The 16,576-nt window shown below is 64.3% G+C and carries 27 protein-coding genes; all 27 read left to right on the top strand.

What is annotated here, in order from left to right; all coding sequences use genetic code 11:
* The first annotated feature begins 394 nt into the window (after window positions 1–394).
* Window positions 395–766 (top strand): 30S ribosomal protein S12, encoded by a 372-nt coding sequence (rpsL, locus tag V5F75_RS12260; RefSeq protein WP_012171083.1) that lies wholly within the window; start codon window positions 395–397, stop codon window positions 764–766.
* A gap of 24 nt (window positions 767–790) precedes the next feature.
* Window positions 791–1,261 (top strand): 30S ribosomal protein S7, encoded by a 471-nt coding sequence (rpsG, locus tag V5F75_RS12265; RefSeq protein ID WP_394037044.1) that lies wholly within the window; start codon window positions 791–793, stop codon window positions 1,259–1,261.
* A gap of 18 nt (window positions 1,262–1,279) precedes the next feature.
* A complete protein-coding gene (gene fusA / locus V5F75_RS12270; protein WP_394037042.1) occupies window positions 1,280–3,355 on the top strand; it encodes an elongation factor G in 2,076 nt (691 codons plus the stop codon).
* 63 nt (window positions 3,356–3,418) lie between these two features.
* Window positions 3,419–4,609: an elongation factor Tu gene (gene tuf / locus V5F75_RS12275; RefSeq protein ID WP_394077724.1), complete on the top strand. Its 1,191-nt coding sequence runs from the start codon at window positions 3,419–3,421 to the stop codon at window positions 4,607–4,609.
* 82 nt (window positions 4,610–4,691) lie between these two features.
* Entirely contained in the window at window positions 4,692–5,000 is a 309-nt protein-coding gene (gene rpsJ / locus V5F75_RS12280) for a 30S ribosomal protein S10 (RefSeq protein WP_012113701.1), read from the top strand.
* Window positions 5,001–5,023: 23 nt separating this feature from the next.
* Window positions 5,024–5,755, top strand: coding sequence for a 50S ribosomal protein L3 (gene rplC / locus V5F75_RS12285; protein WP_394034699.1), 732 nt, complete (start codon window positions 5,024–5,026; stop codon window positions 5,753–5,755).
* Window positions 5,755–6,375 (top strand): 50S ribosomal protein L4, encoded by a 621-nt coding sequence (gene rplD / locus V5F75_RS12290; RefSeq protein ID WP_394034698.1) that lies wholly within the window; start codon window positions 5,755–5,757, stop codon window positions 6,373–6,375. The genes rplC and rplD overlap by 1 nt, the downstream gene beginning before the upstream one ends.
* Window positions 6,372–6,680, top strand: a complete 309-nt coding sequence (locus V5F75_RS12295; RefSeq protein WP_393988620.1) for a 50S ribosomal protein L23 — start codon at window positions 6,372–6,374, stop codon at window positions 6,678–6,680. The genes rplD and V5F75_RS12295 overlap by 4 nt, the downstream gene beginning before the upstream one ends.
* A gap of 25 nt (window positions 6,681–6,705) precedes the next feature.
* Window positions 6,706–7,539: a 50S ribosomal protein L2 gene (gene rplB / locus V5F75_RS12300; RefSeq protein ID WP_394034697.1), complete on the top strand. Its 834-nt coding sequence runs from the start codon at window positions 6,706–6,708 to the stop codon at window positions 7,537–7,539.
* Between the two features lie 11 nt (window positions 7,540–7,550).
* Complete coding sequence (gene rpsS, locus V5F75_RS12305; protein WP_393988618.1) at window positions 7,551–7,829, top strand: 30S ribosomal protein S19; 279 nt, start codon at window positions 7,551–7,553, stop codon at window positions 7,827–7,829.
* Between the two features lie 6 nt (window positions 7,830–7,835).
* Complete coding sequence (rplV, locus tag V5F75_RS12310) at window positions 7,836–8,216, top strand: 50S ribosomal protein L22 (protein WP_234050014.1); 381 nt, start codon at window positions 7,836–7,838, stop codon at window positions 8,214–8,216.
* On the top strand, window positions 8,216–8,974 hold the full coding sequence (rpsC, locus tag V5F75_RS12315; RefSeq protein ID WP_394034696.1) for a 30S ribosomal protein S3: 759 nt from the start codon (window positions 8,216–8,218) through the stop codon (window positions 8,972–8,974). Before rplV ends, rpsC begins: the two co-directional genes overlap by 1 nt.
* A gap of 28 nt (window positions 8,975–9,002) precedes the next feature.
* Window positions 9,003–9,416, top strand: a complete 414-nt coding sequence (rplP, locus tag V5F75_RS12320) for a 50S ribosomal protein L16 (RefSeq protein WP_393988616.1) — start codon at window positions 9,003–9,005, stop codon at window positions 9,414–9,416.
* Between the two features lie 10 nt (window positions 9,417–9,426).
* Complete coding sequence (gene rpmC / locus V5F75_RS12325; RefSeq protein WP_394034695.1) at window positions 9,427–9,636, top strand: 50S ribosomal protein L29; 210 nt, start codon at window positions 9,427–9,429, stop codon at window positions 9,634–9,636.
* A 7-nt stretch (window positions 9,637–9,643) separates the two neighbouring features.
* Window positions 9,644–9,892: a 30S ribosomal protein S17 gene (gene rpsQ / locus V5F75_RS12330; protein WP_234050018.1), complete on the top strand. Its 249-nt coding sequence runs from the start codon at window positions 9,644–9,646 to the stop codon at window positions 9,890–9,892.
* Between the two features lie 195 nt (window positions 9,893–10,087).
* A complete protein-coding gene (rplN, locus tag V5F75_RS12335; RefSeq protein ID WP_138398138.1) occupies window positions 10,088–10,456 on the top strand; it encodes a 50S ribosomal protein L14 in 369 nt (122 codons plus the stop codon).
* Entirely contained in the window at window positions 10,456–10,773 is a 318-nt protein-coding gene (gene rplX, locus V5F75_RS12340; protein WP_393988614.1) for a 50S ribosomal protein L24, read from the top strand. Before rplN ends, rplX begins: the two co-directional genes overlap by 1 nt.
* Complete coding sequence (rplE, locus tag V5F75_RS12345) at window positions 10,766–11,320, top strand: 50S ribosomal protein L5 (protein WP_394034694.1); 555 nt, start codon at window positions 10,766–10,768, stop codon at window positions 11,318–11,320. Before rplX ends, rplE begins: the two co-directional genes overlap by 8 nt.
* 139 nt (window positions 11,321–11,459) lie before the next feature.
* Window positions 11,460–11,765, top strand: a complete 306-nt coding sequence (gene rpsN / locus V5F75_RS12350; protein WP_394034693.1) for a 30S ribosomal protein S14 — start codon at window positions 11,460–11,462, stop codon at window positions 11,763–11,765.
* Window positions 11,766–11,775: 10 nt separating this feature from the next.
* A complete protein-coding gene (gene rpsH / locus V5F75_RS12355; protein WP_393988611.1) occupies window positions 11,776–12,174 on the top strand; it encodes a 30S ribosomal protein S8 in 399 nt (132 codons plus the stop codon).
* A gap of 16 nt (window positions 12,175–12,190) precedes the next feature.
* Window positions 12,191–12,724, top strand: coding sequence for a 50S ribosomal protein L6 (rplF, locus tag V5F75_RS12360; RefSeq protein WP_394034692.1), 534 nt, complete (start codon window positions 12,191–12,193; stop codon window positions 12,722–12,724).
* 12 nt (window positions 12,725–12,736) lie between these two features.
* Complete coding sequence (gene rplR, locus V5F75_RS12365; RefSeq protein ID WP_394034691.1) at window positions 12,737–13,099, top strand: 50S ribosomal protein L18; 363 nt, start codon at window positions 12,737–12,739, stop codon at window positions 13,097–13,099.
* 15 nt (window positions 13,100–13,114) lie between these two features.
* Window positions 13,115–13,672: a 30S ribosomal protein S5 gene (rpsE, locus tag V5F75_RS12370; protein WP_394034690.1), complete on the top strand. Its 558-nt coding sequence runs from the start codon at window positions 13,115–13,117 to the stop codon at window positions 13,670–13,672.
* Between the two features lie 33 nt (window positions 13,673–13,705).
* A complete protein-coding gene (gene rpmD, locus V5F75_RS12375; protein WP_393988608.1) occupies window positions 13,706–13,894 on the top strand; it encodes a 50S ribosomal protein L30 in 189 nt (62 codons plus the stop codon).
* A gap of 11 nt (window positions 13,895–13,905) precedes the next feature.
* Window positions 13,906–14,391 carry a 50S ribosomal protein L15 gene (gene rplO / locus V5F75_RS12380; RefSeq protein ID WP_394034689.1) on the top strand — a complete coding sequence of 162 codons (486 nt, stop codon included), beginning with the start codon at window positions 13,906–13,908 and terminating at the stop codon, window positions 14,389–14,391.
* Between the two features lie 197 nt (window positions 14,392–14,588).
* Window positions 14,589–15,923, top strand: coding sequence for a preprotein translocase subunit SecY (gene secY, locus V5F75_RS12385; protein WP_394034688.1), 1,335 nt, complete (start codon window positions 14,589–14,591; stop codon window positions 15,921–15,923).
* Window positions 15,923–16,510 carry an adenylate kinase gene (locus tag V5F75_RS12390; protein ID WP_394034687.1) on the top strand — a complete coding sequence of 196 codons (588 nt, stop codon included), beginning with the start codon at window positions 15,923–15,925 and terminating at the stop codon, window positions 16,508–16,510. The genes secY and V5F75_RS12390 overlap by 1 nt, the downstream gene beginning before the upstream one ends.
* Window positions 16,511–16,576: the final 66 nt, after the last annotated feature.

Below are 16,576 nucleotides of genomic sequence, written 5' to 3' on the forward strand. Positions count from 1 at the left end.
TAGAAGCAGCCCACTTTCGCGGCAGGCGGTCGGTGCCTGAACGAGAGGCGCATCTCCAGACTCGGACGAAAGTCCACAGGTCGCAGCGTCTCTCAGGGTGCCGAAGCGCTGCCAGGAACAGCACTGCGATAACTTCAGGTGCATGATCGCAGCGCCGCCACGGGGTTCAATCCCGCGGAATGTGCGTTGTGATCCTCTGTCGCGAGCAAGGCGTGTTCGCCGCCGGTGTGCGGTGGCGAGCGGCGCCTTTTCTGTTCGTGGTGCGATCGCCTGATTCTCGGGCGGTCAAAGGGAATTCATCGGGCCGCCACAAGGCGGTCTGTCGTGGCGGTCGAAAGATCGTCGAACTTAAGTTGCGGCCAAGGCCGCAGATCAGGACGAGGCGAAGGCGTACATGCCGACGATCAACCAGCTGATCCGTAAGCCGCGGGAAGCGCAGAAGGCGCGGGACAAGGCGCCGGCGCTCCAGTCGAGCCCCCAGAAGCGCGGCGTCTGTACCCGCGTCTACACCACGACCCCGAAGAAGCCGAACTCGGCCCTTCGTAAGGTCGCCAAGGTGCGGCTCACCAACAGCTACGAAGTGATCGGCTACATCCCCGGCGAGGGTCACAACCTTCAGGAGCACTCCGTGGTGATGATCCGCGGCGGCCGCGTGAAGGACCTTCCCGGCGTGCGCTACCACATCCTGCGCGGCGTGCTCGATACGCAGGGTGTCAAGAACCGCAAGCAGCGCCGCTCGAAGTATGGCGCCAAGCGGCCCAAGTGATCGGCTGAAGCGAGGAATTAAGAAATGTCCCGTCGTCACAAGGCCGAGCGCCGCGAAGTCATTCCGGATCCGAAGTTCGGGTCCACCATTCTCTCGCGCTTCATGAATTCCGTGATGCGCGACGGTAAGAAGTCGGTCGCTGAATCCATCGTGTATGGCGCCCTCGACGTGGTCGAGACCAAGGCCAAGCACGACCCGGTGGAAGTGTTCATCCAGGCGCTCGAGAACGTGGCGCCGGCGGTGGAGGTTCGCTCCCGCCGCGTGGGTGGTGCGACCTACCAGGTTCCCGTGGAAGTGCGCAACGAGCGCCGCCAGACCCTGGCGATCCGCTGGCTCATCGCTTCCGCCCGGGCGCGCAACGAGAAGACCATGGTGGAGCGTCTCTCCGCCGAGCTGCTCGATGCTGCCAACAATCGCGGCTCCGCCGTGAAGAAACGCGAAGACACGCACCGTATGGCCGAGGCCAACCGGGCGTTCTCGCACTACCGCTGGTGATCGGAGAGGACGCTTCCCATGCCCCGTACTCACGCGATCGAGGACTACCGCAACTTCGGCATCATGGCGCACATTGATGCCGGCAAGACCACGACCACTGAGCGGATCCTTTACTACACCGGCAAGAGCCACAAGATCGGCGAAGTCCATGATGGCGCTGCCACCATGGACTGGATGACCCAGGAGCAGGAGCGCGGCATCACCATCACGTCTGCCGCGACGACCGCTTTCTGGCACGGGAAGCGTCTGAATATCATCGACACCCCCGGGCACGTGGACTTCACCATTGAGGTGGAGCGCTCGCTGCGCGTGCTGGACGGCGCCGTGTGCGTGCTGGACGGCAACCAGGGCGTGGAGCCGCAGACGGAGACCGTGTGGCGCCAGGCGGACAAGTACAACGTGCCCCGCATCGTGTTCGTCAACAAGATGGACAAGATCGGCGCCGACTTCTACCGCTGCGTCGAGATGATCGTGGACCGCGTGGCCGGCAATCCGGTCTGCTGCCAGCTCCCGATCGGCTCTGAGAGCAATTTCAAGGGCGTCATCGACCTCGTCCGCATGAAGGCGGTCGTGTGGGAAGACGAGGCTCTCGGTGCGAAGTTCCATGACGAGGAGATCCCCGCGGATCTCGCCGACAAGGCTGCCGAGTACCGCAACAAGCTGGTGGAAGCCGCCGTCGAGCTCGACGACGACGCCATGGCTGCTTACCTGGACGGCACCGAGCCGGACGAGGCGACCCTGAAGTCCCTCATCCGCAAGGCGGTGATCGGTCGTAAGTTCAACCCCGTGTTCTGTGGCTCGGCCTTCAAGAACAAGGGCGTGCAGCCGCTGCTCGACGCGGTGGTGGACTTCCTGCCGTCGCCGATCGATCGCGGCGCCATCAAGGGCATCGACTTCAAGACCGAGGAAGAGACCGAGCGTAGGCCGTCTGACGACGAGCCCCTGTCTGTCCTCGCGTTCAAGATCATGGACGACCCCTTCGTGGGCACCATCACCTTCTGCCGCGTCTATTCGGGCGTGATGGAAGCTGGCATGAGCCTCCTGAACTCCACGCGCGACAAGCGCGAGCGCGTGGGTCGGATGCTGCTCATGCACGCCAACAACCGTGAGGACATCAAGGAGACGTATGCGGGCGACATCGTTGCGCTCGCCGGTCTCAAGGACGTCCGCACCGGTGACACCCTGTGCTCCACCGACAAGCCGGTGATCCTTGAGAAGATGGAGTTCCCCGAACCCGTCATCGAGATCGCCATCGAGCCGAAGTCCAAGGCCGACCAGGAGAAGCTGGGCATCGCCCTGTCGAAGCTGGCCGCCGAGGATCCGTCCTTCCGCGTGTCGACCGATCACGAGAGCGGCCAGACCATCCTCAAGGGGATGGGCGAGCTTCATCTCGACATCAAGGTCGACATCCTGAAGCGCACCTACAAGGTGGACGCCAACATCGGCGCGCCCCAGGTCGCCTATCGTGAGACCCTCACGAAGAAGACCGAGGTGGACTACACCCACAAGAAGCAGACCGGTGGTACCGGCCAGTTCGCGCGGGTGAAGTTCGTGGTGGAGCCGAACGAGACCGGCAAGGGCTTCGAGTTCGAGAGCCTGATCGTCGGCGGCGCGGTGCCGAAGGAGTACATCCCGGGCGTCCAGAAGGGCCTCGAGAGCGTGCTTGGTGCTGGCGTGCTGGCGGGCTTCCCGGTGGTGGACGTCAAGGTCCAGCTCATCGACGGCGCCTTCCACGAGGTGGATTCGTCCGCCCTTGCGTTCGAGATCGCGTCTCGCGCCGGCTTCCGTGAGGCCCTGCAGAAGGGCGGCTCGGTGCTGCTGGAGCCGATCATGAAGGTCGAGGTGGTGACCCCCGAGGATTACACGGGCTCGGTCATCGGCGATCTGAACTCCCGTCGTGGCCAGATCCAGGGTCAGGACATGCGTGGCAACGCCAACGTGATCAACGCGATGGTGCCGCTCGCCAACATGTTCGGCTACGTGAACACCCTGCGCTCGTTCAGCCAGGGTCGTGCCACCTTCACCATGCAGTTCGACCACTACGAGCAGGTGCCGTCGAACGTGGCTCAGGAGGTTCAGGCCAAGTACGCGTGATCGCGTCGGCCTGAATTTCCATCACCCTGAATATCACGCCAGAGAGACCCAACGGAGCGTCCCATGGCCAAAGAGAAGTTTAACCGTTCGAAGCCGCACTGCAACATCGGGACCATTGGTCACGTTGACCATGGCAAGACGTCGCTGACGGCTGCGATCACGAAGATCCTGGCGGAGACCGGCGGCGCGACCTTCACGGCCTACGACCAGATCGACAAGGCGCCGGAAGAGAAGGCGCGCGGCATCACGATCTCGACCGCGCACGTCGAGTACGAGACCCAGAACCGCCACTACGCGCACGTCGACTGCCCCGGGCACGCCGACTACGTGAAGAACATGATCACCGGTGCGGCGCAGATGGACGGCGCGATCCTGGTGGTGTCGGCGGCCGACGGCCCGATGCCGCAGACCCGCGAGCACATCCTGCTGGCCCGTCAGGTCGGCGTGCCGGCGCTGGTGGTGTTCCTGAACAAGTGCGACATGGTCGACGATCCGGAGCTCCTCGAGCTGGTCGAGATGGAGGTGCGCGAGCTGCTCTCCAAGTACGACTTCCCCGGCGACGACATCCCGATCGTGCGCGGTTCGGCGCTGGTGGCGCTCGAGAACGGCGACCCCGTGCTCGGCAAGGACGCCATCCTGGAGCTGATGACCCAGGTCGACGCCTACATCCCGCAGCCGGAGCGCCCGGTTGACCTGCCGTTCCTGATGCCGATCGAGGACGTGTTCTCGATCTCCGGCCGCGGCACGGTGGTGACCGGCCGCGTCGAGCGCGGCATCATCAAGGTGGGCGAGGAAGTGGAGATCGTCGGCATCCGTCCGACCGTGAAGACCACGGTGACGGGCGTCGAGATGTTCCGCAAGCTGCTCGACCAGGGTCAGGCTGGCGACAACGTCGGCATCCTGCTGCGCGGCACCAAGCGCGAGGACGTGGAGCGCGGTCAGGTGGTGTGCAAGCCCGGCTCGGTGAAGCCGCACACCAAGTTCAAGGCCGAAGCCTACATCCTGACCAAGGAAGAGGGCGGTCGTCACACGCCGTTCTTCACCAACTACCGCCCGCAGTTCTACTTCCGCACCACGGACGTGACCGGCGTGTGCACGCTGCCGGAAGGCACCGAGATGGTGATGCCCGGCGACAACGTTTCCATGGACGTGCACCTGATCGTGCCGATCGCCATGGAAGAGAAGCTGCGCTTCGCGATCCGCGAGGGTGGCCGCACCGTCGGCGCCGGCGTGGTCGCCTCCATCATCGAGTGATCCAAAAGAAAAGAAACGGGGGCACGCCGCGCGGTGCTTTGCACCAGGTGCGCGTGCCCTTCATTCCCGGAGCCTTTGAGCCATGAACGGCCAGAACATTCGAATTCGCCTTAAGGCGTTCGATCACCGCATCCTCGATGCTTCGACGCGCGAGATCGTCGCCACGGCCAAGCGCACGGGTGCGCAGGTGCGCGGCCCGATTCCGCTGCCGACGCGGATCGAGAAGTTCACCGTCAATCGCTCTCCGCACATCGACAAGAAGTCGCGCGAGCAGTTTGAGATGCGTACTCACAAGCGGTTGCTCGATATCGTCGATCCGACGCCCCAGACGGTGGACGCGCTGATGAAGCTCGACCTCGCCGCCGGCGTTGACGTCGAAATCAAGCTCTGAACGAGAGGCGAGGAGACACGACCATGAGGTCAGGCGTCATCGCCCAGAAGGTCGGCATGACCCGCATCTTCACGGATGCCGGCGAGCATGTTCCGGTCACTGTGCTGAAAGTCGAGAGCTGCCAGGTGGTTGCCCACCGTACGCTCGATAAGAATGGCTATGTCGCGGTCCAGCTTGGCGCTGGCCGTCGCAAGCCGAAGAACGTGACCCGCGCCGAACGGGGTCATTTCGCGGTGGCTCAGGTCGAGCCCAAGCGGAAGATGGCCGAGTTCCGGGTTCCGGAAGAGGCGCTGATTCCGGTCGGCGCCGAGATCACGGTGGACCACTTCGTGGTGGGCCAGTACGTGGACGTGACCGGCACCACCATTGGTAAGGGTTACGCCGGCGGCATGAAGCGGCATAACTTCGGTGGTCTGCGCGCGTCTCACGGCGTGTCCATCTCGCATCGTTCGATCGGTTCTACCGGTGGCCGTCAGGACCCCGGCAAGACCTTCAAGAACAAGAAGATGCCCGGTCATATGGGTGACGTCACCGTCACCACGCAGAACCTGAAGGTCGTGATGACCGACGTCGAGCGCGGCCTGATCGCCGTGGAAGGCGCGGTTCCGGGTCACGCCGGCGGCTGGATCACCGTGCGCGACGCGGTGAAGAAGCGGCTTCCGGAAGACGCTCCGAAGCCGGGCGCGTTCAAGATCGCGACCGCTGCCGAGGCTGGCGCCCTTGCGGCCGAAGCCACCAATGAGGAGGGCGCGTGATGGAACTCACCGTCAAGACGCTCGACGGCACCGACGCCGGTTCCGTGACGCTGTCGGACGAGATCTTCGGTCTCGAGCCGCGCGCGGATATCCTGCACCGGATGGTGACGTGGCAGCTCGCCCGTCGCCAGGCGGGCACGCACCGTACCAAGGGCCGTTCGGAGATCAACCGCACGTCCAAGAAGATGTACAAGCAGAAGGGCACCGGTAACGCCCGTCACGGTGCGGCGTCTGCGCCGCAGTTCCGTGGTGGCGGCCGCGCCTTCGGTCCGGTGGTGCGTTCGCACGCCATCGAGCTGCCGAAGAAGGTCCGCGCCCTCGCGCTGAAGCACGCTCTGTCGTCCAAGGTGAAGGCGGAGCAGATCGTGGTGGTCGACAATGTGTCGCTCGCCGATCCGAAGACCAAGGCCTTGAAGGACCGTTTCGCGCAGCTCGGCTGGGCGTCGGTGCTCATCGTGGACGGGGCCCAGGTGGAGCAGAACGTGGCGCTTGCCGCCCGGAACCTGCCCTACGTGGATGTTCTCCCGGTCCAGGGCATCAACGTCTATGACATCCTGCGTCGCGACACGCTGGTGCTGACGAAGGCCGCCGTGGATGCGCTGGAGGCGCGCTTCAAATGAGTTCCGCGCGCAATATCGAGCCGCGTCATTACGACGTGATCGTCTCGCCGGTCATCACCGAAAAGGCGACGAACCAGAGCGAGCAGAACAAGGTCGTCTTCAAGGTGGCGAAAACCGCCACCAAGCCGGCGATCAAGGAAGCGGTCGAGAAGCTCTTCGACGTCAAGGTGAAGAGCGTCAACACCCTGGTCCGCAAGGGCAAGGTGAAGGTCTTCCGCGGCCGCAAGGGCGTCCAGAGCGACGTCAAGAAGGCGGTCGTGACCCTCGAAGAGGGTCAGAAGATCGACATCACGACGGGCCTCTGAGAGCTGAGGGGAACGGGATAAGACCATGGCGCTGAAGCATTTCAAGCCGGTCACGCCGAGCCTTCGTCAGCTCGTGATCGTGGACCGCTCCGGCCTCTACAAGGGCAAGCCGGTGAAGACCCTGACCGAGGGCAAGAGCTCCTCGGGCGGACGTAACAACAACGGTCGCATCACCGTCCGCTTCCGCGGCGGCGGTCATAAGCAGACCTATCGCTTGGTGGACTTCAAGCGCACCAAGCGCGGCGTGCCGGCCACCGTGGAGCGGATCGAGTATGATCCGAACCGCACGGCGTTCATCGCCCTCATCAAGTATGAGGACTGCGAGCTGGCCTACATCCTGGCGCCGCAGCGCCTCGCTGTCGGCGACCAGGTGATCGCCGGTGCGCAGGTGGACGTGAAGCCGGGCAATGCCGGCCCGCTGTCTTCGCTTCCCGTCGGCACGATCGTGCACAACGTGGAGCTGAAGCAGGGCAAGGGCGGGCAGATCGCCCGCTCCGCCGGCAGCTATGCGCAGATTGTGGGCCGCGATGAAGGCTACGTGATCCTGCGTCTGAACTCCGGCGAGCAGCGCCTCGTGCACGGCGCGTGCTATGCCACTGTCGGTGCGGTCTCGAACCCGGACCATATGAACATCTCGCTCGGCAAGGCCGGGCGCAGCCGGTGGCTGGGCCAGCGCCCCCACAATCGCGGCGTCGTCATGAACCCGGTGGACCACCCGCACGGCGGCGGCGAAGGCCGCACCTCGGGCGGCCGGCATCCGGTCACGCCCTGGGGTATTCCCACCAAGGGCAAGAAGACCCGCAGCAACAAGGCGACGGACAAGTTCATCGTGTCCAGCCGTCACAAGCGGAAGAAGTGAGGGCCTGACAGATGACAAGGTCGGTTTGGAAAGGCCCGTTCGTCGACGGCTACCTGCTCAAGAAGGCGGAAGCCGCTCAGGGTTCGGGTCGCAGGGACGTTATCAAGATTTGGAGCCGGCGCTCCACTATCCTGCCCCAATTCGTGGGCTTAACCTTCGGCGTCTACAACGGGCACAAGCATGTGCCCGTGACGGTCACCGAAGAAATGATCGGTCAGAAGTTCGGTGAGTTCGCGCCTACGCGGACCTACTATGGACACGCGGCCGACAAGAAGTCGAAGCGGCGGTGATCGGTCATGAGTAAGCAGGCAAAGCCCCGCGCGCTCGCGGACAATGAAGCCAAGGCTGTGGCGCGCAACCTGCGCGTCTCGCCGCAGAAGCTGAACCTGGTCGCGGGCCTGATCCGCGGCAAGAAAGTGGCGACGGCGCTCGCCGATCTCGAGTTCTCCCACAAGCGGATCGCCCGCGACGTGAAGAAGTGCCTCGAGAGCGCGATCGCCAATGCCGAGAACAACCACGAGCTCGATGTCGACGATCTGATCGTCGCCGAGGCGCACGTGGGCAAGGGACTGGTGATGAAGCGGTTCTCGCCGCGGGCGCGCGGTCGCGCCTCGCGCATCGAGAAGCCCTTCTCCCACATCACCATCGTGGTGCGGGAAGTCGAGGAGCGGGCCTGATGGGTCAGAAGGTCAATCCGGTCGGGCTCCGGCTCGGCATCAACCGCACGTGGGACTCCCGCTGGTTCGCCAGCAAGGGCGAGTACGGCAAGCTCCTGCACGAGGACATCAAGATCCGCGAGATGCTGCTCAAGCAGCTCAAGCAGGCGGCGGTGTCCCGCGTGGTGATCGAGCGTCCGCACAAGAAGTGCCGCGTGACCATCTACTCGGCGCGTCCGGGCGTGGTCATCGGCAAGAAGGGCGCGGACATCGACAAGCTGCGCAAGAAGGTCGCCGAGATGACCAACTCGGAGGTCTTCATCAACATCGTCGAGATCCGCAAGCCGGAGACCGACGCGCGGCTCGTTGCCGAGTCCATCGCCCAGCAGCTGGAGCGTCGCGTGGCGTTCCGCCGCGCCATGAAGCGCGCCGTGCAGTCGGCGATGCGTCTTGGCGCCGAGGGCATCCGTATCAACTGCTCGGGTCGCCTGGGCGGCGCGGAGATCGCGCGCCTTGAGTGGTACCGGGAAGGCCGCGTTCCGCTGCATACCCTGCGTGCGGACGTGGACTACGGCACCGCCACTGCGTTCACCACCTACGGCACCTGCGGTGTCAAGGTGTGGATCTTCAAGGGCGAGATCCTCGAGCACGATCCCATGGCGCAGGACAAGCGCCAGGCCGAGCAGGAAGCCGGTCCCTCCTCGCGTCCCCCGCGGCGTGAGCGCGGCGACCGTGAGCGTGGCGATCGCGACCGCGGTGATCGCGGCGATCGCGCCTGACGGCTGCGAGAAGGAAGGCGTTTAAGCCATGCTGCAACCCAAGCGCACCAAGTTCCGCAAGCAGTTCAAGGGACGCATCCACGGCGTCGCCAAGGGCGGCACGGAACTGAACTTCGGCGAATTCGGCCTCAAGGCCATGGAGCCGGAGCGTGTCACCGCCCGCCAGATCGAGGCGGCCCGCCGTGCCCTCACCCGCCACATGAAGCGTGCGGGTCGGGTGTGGATCCGCGTATTCCCCGATGTGCCCGTGTCCGCCAAGCCCACCGAAGTTCGTATGGGTAAGGGCAAGGGCGCCCCGGAGTATTGGGCGGCCAAGATCAAGCCTGGCCGTATCATGTTCGAGATCGACGGGGTGAGCGTCGAGCTCGCGCGCGAGGCGTTGACCCTCGCGGCGGCCAAGCTGCCCATCAAGACGCGCTTCATCCAGCGCATCGCCGAGTGAGGAGAGGCTCATGAAAGCCGAGGACGTTCGGGCCCTCAGCCCCGATCAGCTCGCGGATGAGCTGCTGAAGCTGAAGAAGGAACAGTTCAACCTGCGCTTCCAGAAGGCGACAGGTCAACTGGAGAATACTGCCCGGACCAAGCAGGTTCGCCGCGATATCGCGCGGATCAAGACCGTGCAGAGTCAGAAGAGCGCCGGCGCGGCGCAGAAGGCGGAGTGAGGAAGCGATGCCGAAGCGCGTGCTCCAGGGCGTCGTGGTGAGCGACAAGACCGACAAGACCGTGGTGGTCCGGGTGGAGCGTCGCTTCACCCACCCGCTGCTGAAGAAGACCGTTCGCCGGTCCAAGAAGTACCACGCCCACGACGAGGCCAACGCCTGGAAGGTGGGTGATACGGTGTGGATCGAGGAGCACCGTCCGCTGTCCAAGCTCAAGAACTGGATCGTGATCCAGGGTGAGAAGCGGGCGGAAGTCTGATACTGAGAACTTTCTCACCCGGGTGATTCGCCCGGGTGAGCGAAGAGCCCCGATGCTGGGTCCGTCGCGTTGCCTTCGGGAGGCGCGAGAGGAGACCGCATTGCGGCAACCCGTGTTTCGATGAGCGGGCACGGAGAACAAGGGTTAGGCAAAGCCGGGTAACCGGTGGCGCCGGATGACGAGAACAGGTGCGTCATGATCCAGATGCAGACCAATCTCGACGTGGCGGACAATTCCGGCGCGCGTCGCGTCATGTGCATCAAGGTGCTTGGCGGCTCGAAGCGGAAGTATGCCCATGTGGGCGACATCATCGTGGTGTCGGTCAAGGAGGCGATTCCCCGCGGCCGCGTGAAGAAGGGCGACGTGATGAAGGCCGTGGTGGTGCGTACCGCCAAGGACATTCGTCGCGTCGACGGCTCCGTGATCCGTTTCGACCGCAACGCGGCCGTGCTGATCAACAACAACAAGGAGCCGGTGGGCACTCGTATCTTCGGCCCGGTTCCGCGTGAGCTCCGCTCCAAGAACCACATGAAGATCATCTCGCTGGCGCCGGAGGTGCTGTGATGGCCGCGAAGATCAAGAAGGGCGACAAGGTCGTCGTCCTCGCTGGCCGCGACAAGGGCCGCACCGGCGAGGTCATTCAGGTGATGCCGAAGGAGGAGCGCGCGCTCGTCCGTGGCATCAACATCGTCAAGCGTCACCAGCGCCAGACGGCGAACCAGGAAGGCGGCATCATCTCCAAGGAGGGGCCGATCCACCTGTCCAACGTCGCCATCGCCGATCCCAAGGACGGCAAGCCGACCCGCGTCGGTTTCCAGGTGCTGGAAGACGGGAGCAAGGTCCGCGTGGCCAAGCGCTCCGGGGAGAAGATCGATGGCTGAGGCGTACACTCCGCGGCTGCGCGCCCACTATGAAACCGTGGTGCGCCCGAAGCTGATCGAGCAGTTCAGCTACAAGAATCCCATGGAAGTTCCGACGATCGAGAAGATCGTCATCAACATGGGCGTGGGTGAAGCCACCGCCGATACCAAGAAGGCGACGACCGCCGCCGCGGATCTTTCGCTCATCGCCGGCCAGAAGCCGGTGCTGACGCGGGCCCGCAAGGCGATCTCGAACTTCAAGCTGCGCGAGAACCAGCCTGTCGGCGCGAAGGTCACCCTTCGCAAGGTGCGCATGTATGAGTTCCTGGATCGTCTCGTGACCATGGCGCTGCCGCGCGTGCGAGATTTCCGGGGCCTCAACCCGAAGAGCTTCGATGGCCGTGGCAACTATGCCATGGGCATCAAGGAGCACATCGTGTTCCCCGAGATCAACTACGACCGCGTCGAGCAGATCTGGGGCATGGACATCATCGTGTGCACCAGCGCGAAGACGGATGAAGAGGCCCGGGCTCTGCTCAAGGCCTTTAACTTCCCCTTCCGCCAGTGATCGATTAGAAGGGGCGCTTCGATTCGGTGCGCCTCCGTCATCTCCTTCGGGCGATGGCGAGTAAGTGACTGTTTCGAATGCTTTTCCGGCCGTGAGGGGGCGACGACGCGCCCTCAGACGCGGAGAACAGGAGCAAAAGATGGCGAAGAAGAGCGCGATCGAGACGAACGAGCGCCGTCGCAAGCTGGCAGCAGGCCAGGCGGCGAAGCGCGCGCGTCTGAAGGCGATCGTGAATGACAAGACCCTGCCCATCGAGGAGCGCTTCCAGGCGACCTTGAAGCTGGCTGAGATGCCGCGTAACGGCGCCAAGATCCGCATCCGTAACCGGTGCGAGGTGACGGGCCGCCCGCGTGCGTTCTACCGCAAGCTCAAGATGAGCCGCGTGTCGCTGCGCGAGCTTGGCAACCAGGGCATGATCCCCGGTCTCGTGAAGTCGAGCTGGTGAGGAGGATCGCATGTCTGTGAATGATCCGATCGGCGATCTCATCACCCGTATCCGCAACGCGCAGATGCGCCGGAAGGAGAAGACCTCCACCCCTGGCTCGCGCCTGCGGGCGTCCGTGCTCGACGTGCTGCGCGACGAGGGCTACATCCGTGGCTATACCGCCACGGACCAGGGCAACGGCCGTAGCGAGTTCGAGATCGAGCTCAAGTATTTCGACGGCGCCCCGGTGATCCGCGAGATCGCTCGTGTGTCGAAGCCGGGCCGTCGCGTGTATGCGTCGGTGAAGAACCTGCCCCGCGTCGCCAACGGTCTCGGCATCGCTGTCGTCTCCACGCCCCAGGGCGTGATGGCCGACCACGAAGCCCGCGACAAGAACGTCGGCGGCGAAGTGCTCTGCACCGTCTTCTAAGGCGAAGGAGGATAGAATGTCGAAGATCGGCAAGCTTCCCGTCGCCATTCCGGCCGGCGTGACCGCCACGCTGGACGGCCAGACGGTGAAGGTGAAAGGCCCCAAGGGCGCCCTCGAGGTGATCCTGGTGGATGAAATCGCGGCCAAGATCGAGGGTTCCGAGATCAAGCTTGCGATGAACGGCGAGAGCAACCGCCACAAGGCCATGTGGGGCATGTCCCGCACCCTGGTGGCGAATCTCGTGGAAGGCGTGACCAAAGGCTTCGAGAAGAAGCTTGAGATCACGGGCGTTGGCTACAAGGCTGCGGTGCAGGGCAAGGCCCTCAACCTGTCGCTCGGCTATTCGCACGACGTGATCTTCGCGATCCCGGAAGGGATCCAGATCGTCACGCCTAAGCCCACGGAAGTGGTGATCACCGGCATCAACCGCCAGCAGGTTGGCCAGGTGGCGGCCGAGATCCGCGAGTTCCGTGGCCCCGAGCCCTACAAGGGCAAGGGCGTCAAGTACGCAGGCGAGTTTATCTTCCGCAAGGAAGGCAAGAAGAAGTGACGGAGGCGAACCATGGCTAAGGATTTGGAGGCGCTGGCGCGCCGCAAGGCCAAGGTGCGCCGCGCCATTCGCGTGGCTTCCAACGGGCGTCCGCGCCTGTCGGTGCACCGCACCTCGCAGCACATCTACGCGCAGATCATCGACGATGCGAAGGGTGAGACCCTCGCCGCCGCGTCGAGCCTGGAGAAGGAGCTGCGCTCCTCTCTCAAGACTGGCGCGGACACCGACGCCGCGAAGACCATCGGCAAGCTGGTGGCGGAGCGTGCGCTGGCGAAGGGCGTGACCACGGTCGTGTTCGATCGCGGCGCTTACATCTTTCACGGGCGCGTCAAGGCGCTCGCTGAGGGCGCCCGCGAAGGCGGCCTTCAGTTCTGACGCGAGGACGTTGATATGGCCCGTGAACGGGAACCGCGCCACGAGCGCGAGGATCGCGACAATACGTTCGTGGACAAGCTCGTCCACATCAATCGTGTCGCCAAGGTGGTGAAGGGCGGCCGTCGTTTCGGCTTTGCCGCCCTTGTTGTGGTGGGTGACCAGAAGGGCCGCGTGGGCTTTGGCCACGGCAAGGCCCGCGAGGTGCCGGAGGCGATCCGCAAGGCGACCGAAAGCGCCAAGCGGGCTCTCATTCGCGTGCCGCTGCGGGAAGGCCGTACGCTGCACCATGACGTCGCCGGACATCACGGCGCCGGCAAGGTGGTGCTTCGCGCCGCTCCCGCCGGTACCGGCATCATCGCCGGCGGTCCGATGCGCGCGGTGTTCGAGACGCTGGGCATGCATGACGTGGTGGCGAAGTCCTTCGGGTCTTCCAATCCGTACAACATGGTCCGCGCCACGTTCGACGCGCTTAGGAGCCAGGACAGCCCGCGCTCGGTCGCTGCCCGGCGCGGTCTCAAGGTGTCGCAGCTTCAGTCCCGCCGCCGCGTCGAAGACGCGGAAGCGACCGACTGAGCGGCGCGAACCCAAGACTAGGAGCGCGCCACTATGAGCGAGAAAACCATCACCGTGGAGCAGGTCGGTTCGCCGATCCGCCGCCCGTTCAGCCAGGAAGCGACCCTCAAGGGTCTCGGTCTGAACAAGCTGCACCGTCGCTCCACTCTCCAGGATACGCCGGCCGTTCGCGGCATGATCGCGAAGGTCGCCCACCTCGTCCGTGTGGTCGAGGGGGAGTGAGGAGCTGAACCATGAAGCTCGATGAGATCCGGGACAACCCGGGCGCCCGGAAGAGCCGCATCCGCGTCGGTCGCGGCATCGGCTCCGGCAAGGGCAAGACCGGTGGTCGCGGCGTGAAGGGCCAGAAGTCCCGTACCGGCGTTGCCGTGAAGGGGTTTGAAGGCGGTCAGATGCCGTTGCATCGGCGTCTGCCGAAGCGTGGCTTCCATAACATCTTCCGTCGCGACTACAACGAAGTGGCCATTGGCCGCATTCAGGTTGAGATCGACGCCGGCAAGATCAACGCGGCGGAGCCGATCACCGTTTCGGTGCTGGTGGCTGCCGGCGTGCTGCGTCGTCCGAAGGACGGCGTTCGCGTGCTGGGTGGCGGCGAGCTGAAGTCGGCGGTGACGCTGGAAGTGGCCTATGCCACGGCTTCCGTGGTTGCGGCCGTCGAGGCGGCGGGCGGCAAGGTGATTGTCCTTGCTCCGCCGACCGTGGCCGCCGAAGCGGTCTGAAAAAAACACGGCCGGGCGCATAGCCCGGCCGTTTTGGTGCGCGGCGCGGCATCTCGTGCAGCCTTTCGTCCTTGGCAGCCCGGCCCCGCGCCGGGTATGTGCTTTTTAGGGCGTTGCGCCGGCGCCGCCTTGGCACCGCAAATCCCGCCCATATATCAGGGCTGCCCCTTCAAGGGCGGCGTCCAGCGGAGCAAGGCATGGTCTCGGCGGCGGAACAACTCGCGGCGAACCTCAATTTCGGTGCTCTCGGCAAGGCCGAGGAACTGAAGAAGCGCATTTGGTTCACCCTCGGCGCGCTTATCGTGTACCGGCTCGGCACCTATATCCCGATGCCGGGAATCAATCCCGATGCGCTGGCGGACGTTTTCAAGACCGCGAATCAGGGGATCATCGGTCTTTTCAATATGTTCTCGGGCGGCGCCGTGGAGCGCATGGCCATCTTCGCCCTGAACATCATGCCGTACATCTCGGCCTCCATCATCATCCAGCTTCTCACCAGCGTGTCCCCCACGCTTGAGACGCTGAAGAAGGAAGGTGAGGCGGGCCGCAAGCAGCTCAACCAGTACACGCGCTATCTCACCGTCGTGCTCGCGCTGTTCCAGGCTTACGGCATCGCTGTCGGTCTCGAAGGATCGGGCACCGTGGTCGCGGATCCCGGCTGGTTCTTCCGCATCTCGACGGTCATCACCCTTACCGGCGGCACCATGTTCCTGATGTGGCTGGGTGAGCAGATCACCTCGCGCGGCATCGGCAATGGCACCTCACTCATCATTTTCGGCGGCATCGTCGCGGAGCTGCCGGGCGCGTTCGTCCGCACGCTGGAGCTTGGCCGCGAAGGGGCGATCTCCACTGTCGCGATTCTCGGCGTGCTGGTCATGGCCGTGGTCGTCATCGCCTTCATCGTCTTCATGGAGCGGGCGCAGCGCCGGCTGCTGATCCAGTATCCCAAGCGCCAGGTGGGCAACCGCATCTATGAAGGGCAGTCGTCTCACCTGCCGCTGAAGCTGAATACGTCTGGCGTCATCCCGCCGATCTTTGCTTCGTCGCTGCTGCTGATCCCGACCACGATCGCGAGCTTCACCCAGGGCCAGGGGCCGGAGTGGCTGCAGACCATCACCACCTTCCTCGGCCATGGGCGCCCGCTCTACATGGCGCTGTATGTGGCGCTGATCGTGTTCTTCTGCTTCTTCTACACCGCGATCGTGTTCAATCCGGTGGAGACGGCGGATAACCTGAAGAAGCATGGTGGCTTCATTCCGGGCATCCGTCCGGGTGAGCGCACCGCCGAGTACATCGATTATGTGCTGACGCGCATCACCGTCGTCGGCGCCGGCTACATCGCCGCCGTTTGTCTCTTCCCCGAACTGCTGATTTCCTACGCAGCCGTTCCGTTCTATTTCGGCGGAACGTCGCTCTTGATCGTGGTCAGCGTGACGATGGACACTGTGTCTCAGATTCAAGGCCACCTGCTCGCCCATCAGTACGAAGGACTGGTCAAGAAGGCGAAGCTGCGTGGGGGGAGGAGGAAGTGATGAGGCTCGTTCTGCTCGGCCCGCCCGGCGCGGGAAAGGGGACCCAGGCTCAACGACTGGTGGAGCGGCATGGGATCGTTCAGCTCTCGACCGGCGACATGCTGCGCGCGGCTGTAGCCGCCGCTACGCCGATCGGCTTGAAGGCGAAGGAAGTGATGGAGGCCGGTGGCCTCGTGTCCGATGAGATCGTCATCGGCATCATCGCCGACCGCCTATCGCTGCCGGACGCGAAGAATGGCTTCATTCTGGACGGTTTCCCGCGCACCGTGGCTCAGGCCGAGGCGCTCGATGAGATGCTGGCGGAAAAGGGCATCAAGCTCGATGCGGTGATCGAGCTGGTGGTCGACCAGGAGAAGCTGGTGGATCGCATCGTGAACCGGGCGGCCGAGGCGAAGGCCAAGGGCGAGCCGGTGCGCAAGGACGATGACCCGGAGGTCTTCAAGAGCCGCCTCGAAGCCTACAACCGGGACACGGCCGTGGTGGCGCCCTATTACAAGACGCGCAGCCAGCTCAAGCAGATCGACGGCATGATGCCGATCGATTCGGTTACTGATGCCATCCATGGTGTGCTGCACCAAGTGGCGTGAGACCTTGGCGATCGCACACATGAACGTGTCGCAACACCCCCGCTGTGCGGGGGTGTTTTCGTTAGA

Source organism: Xanthobacter albus (genome assembly GCF_043194895.2).
Taxonomy (GTDB): Bacteria; Pseudomonadota; Alphaproteobacteria; order Rhizobiales; family Xanthobacteraceae; genus Xanthobacter.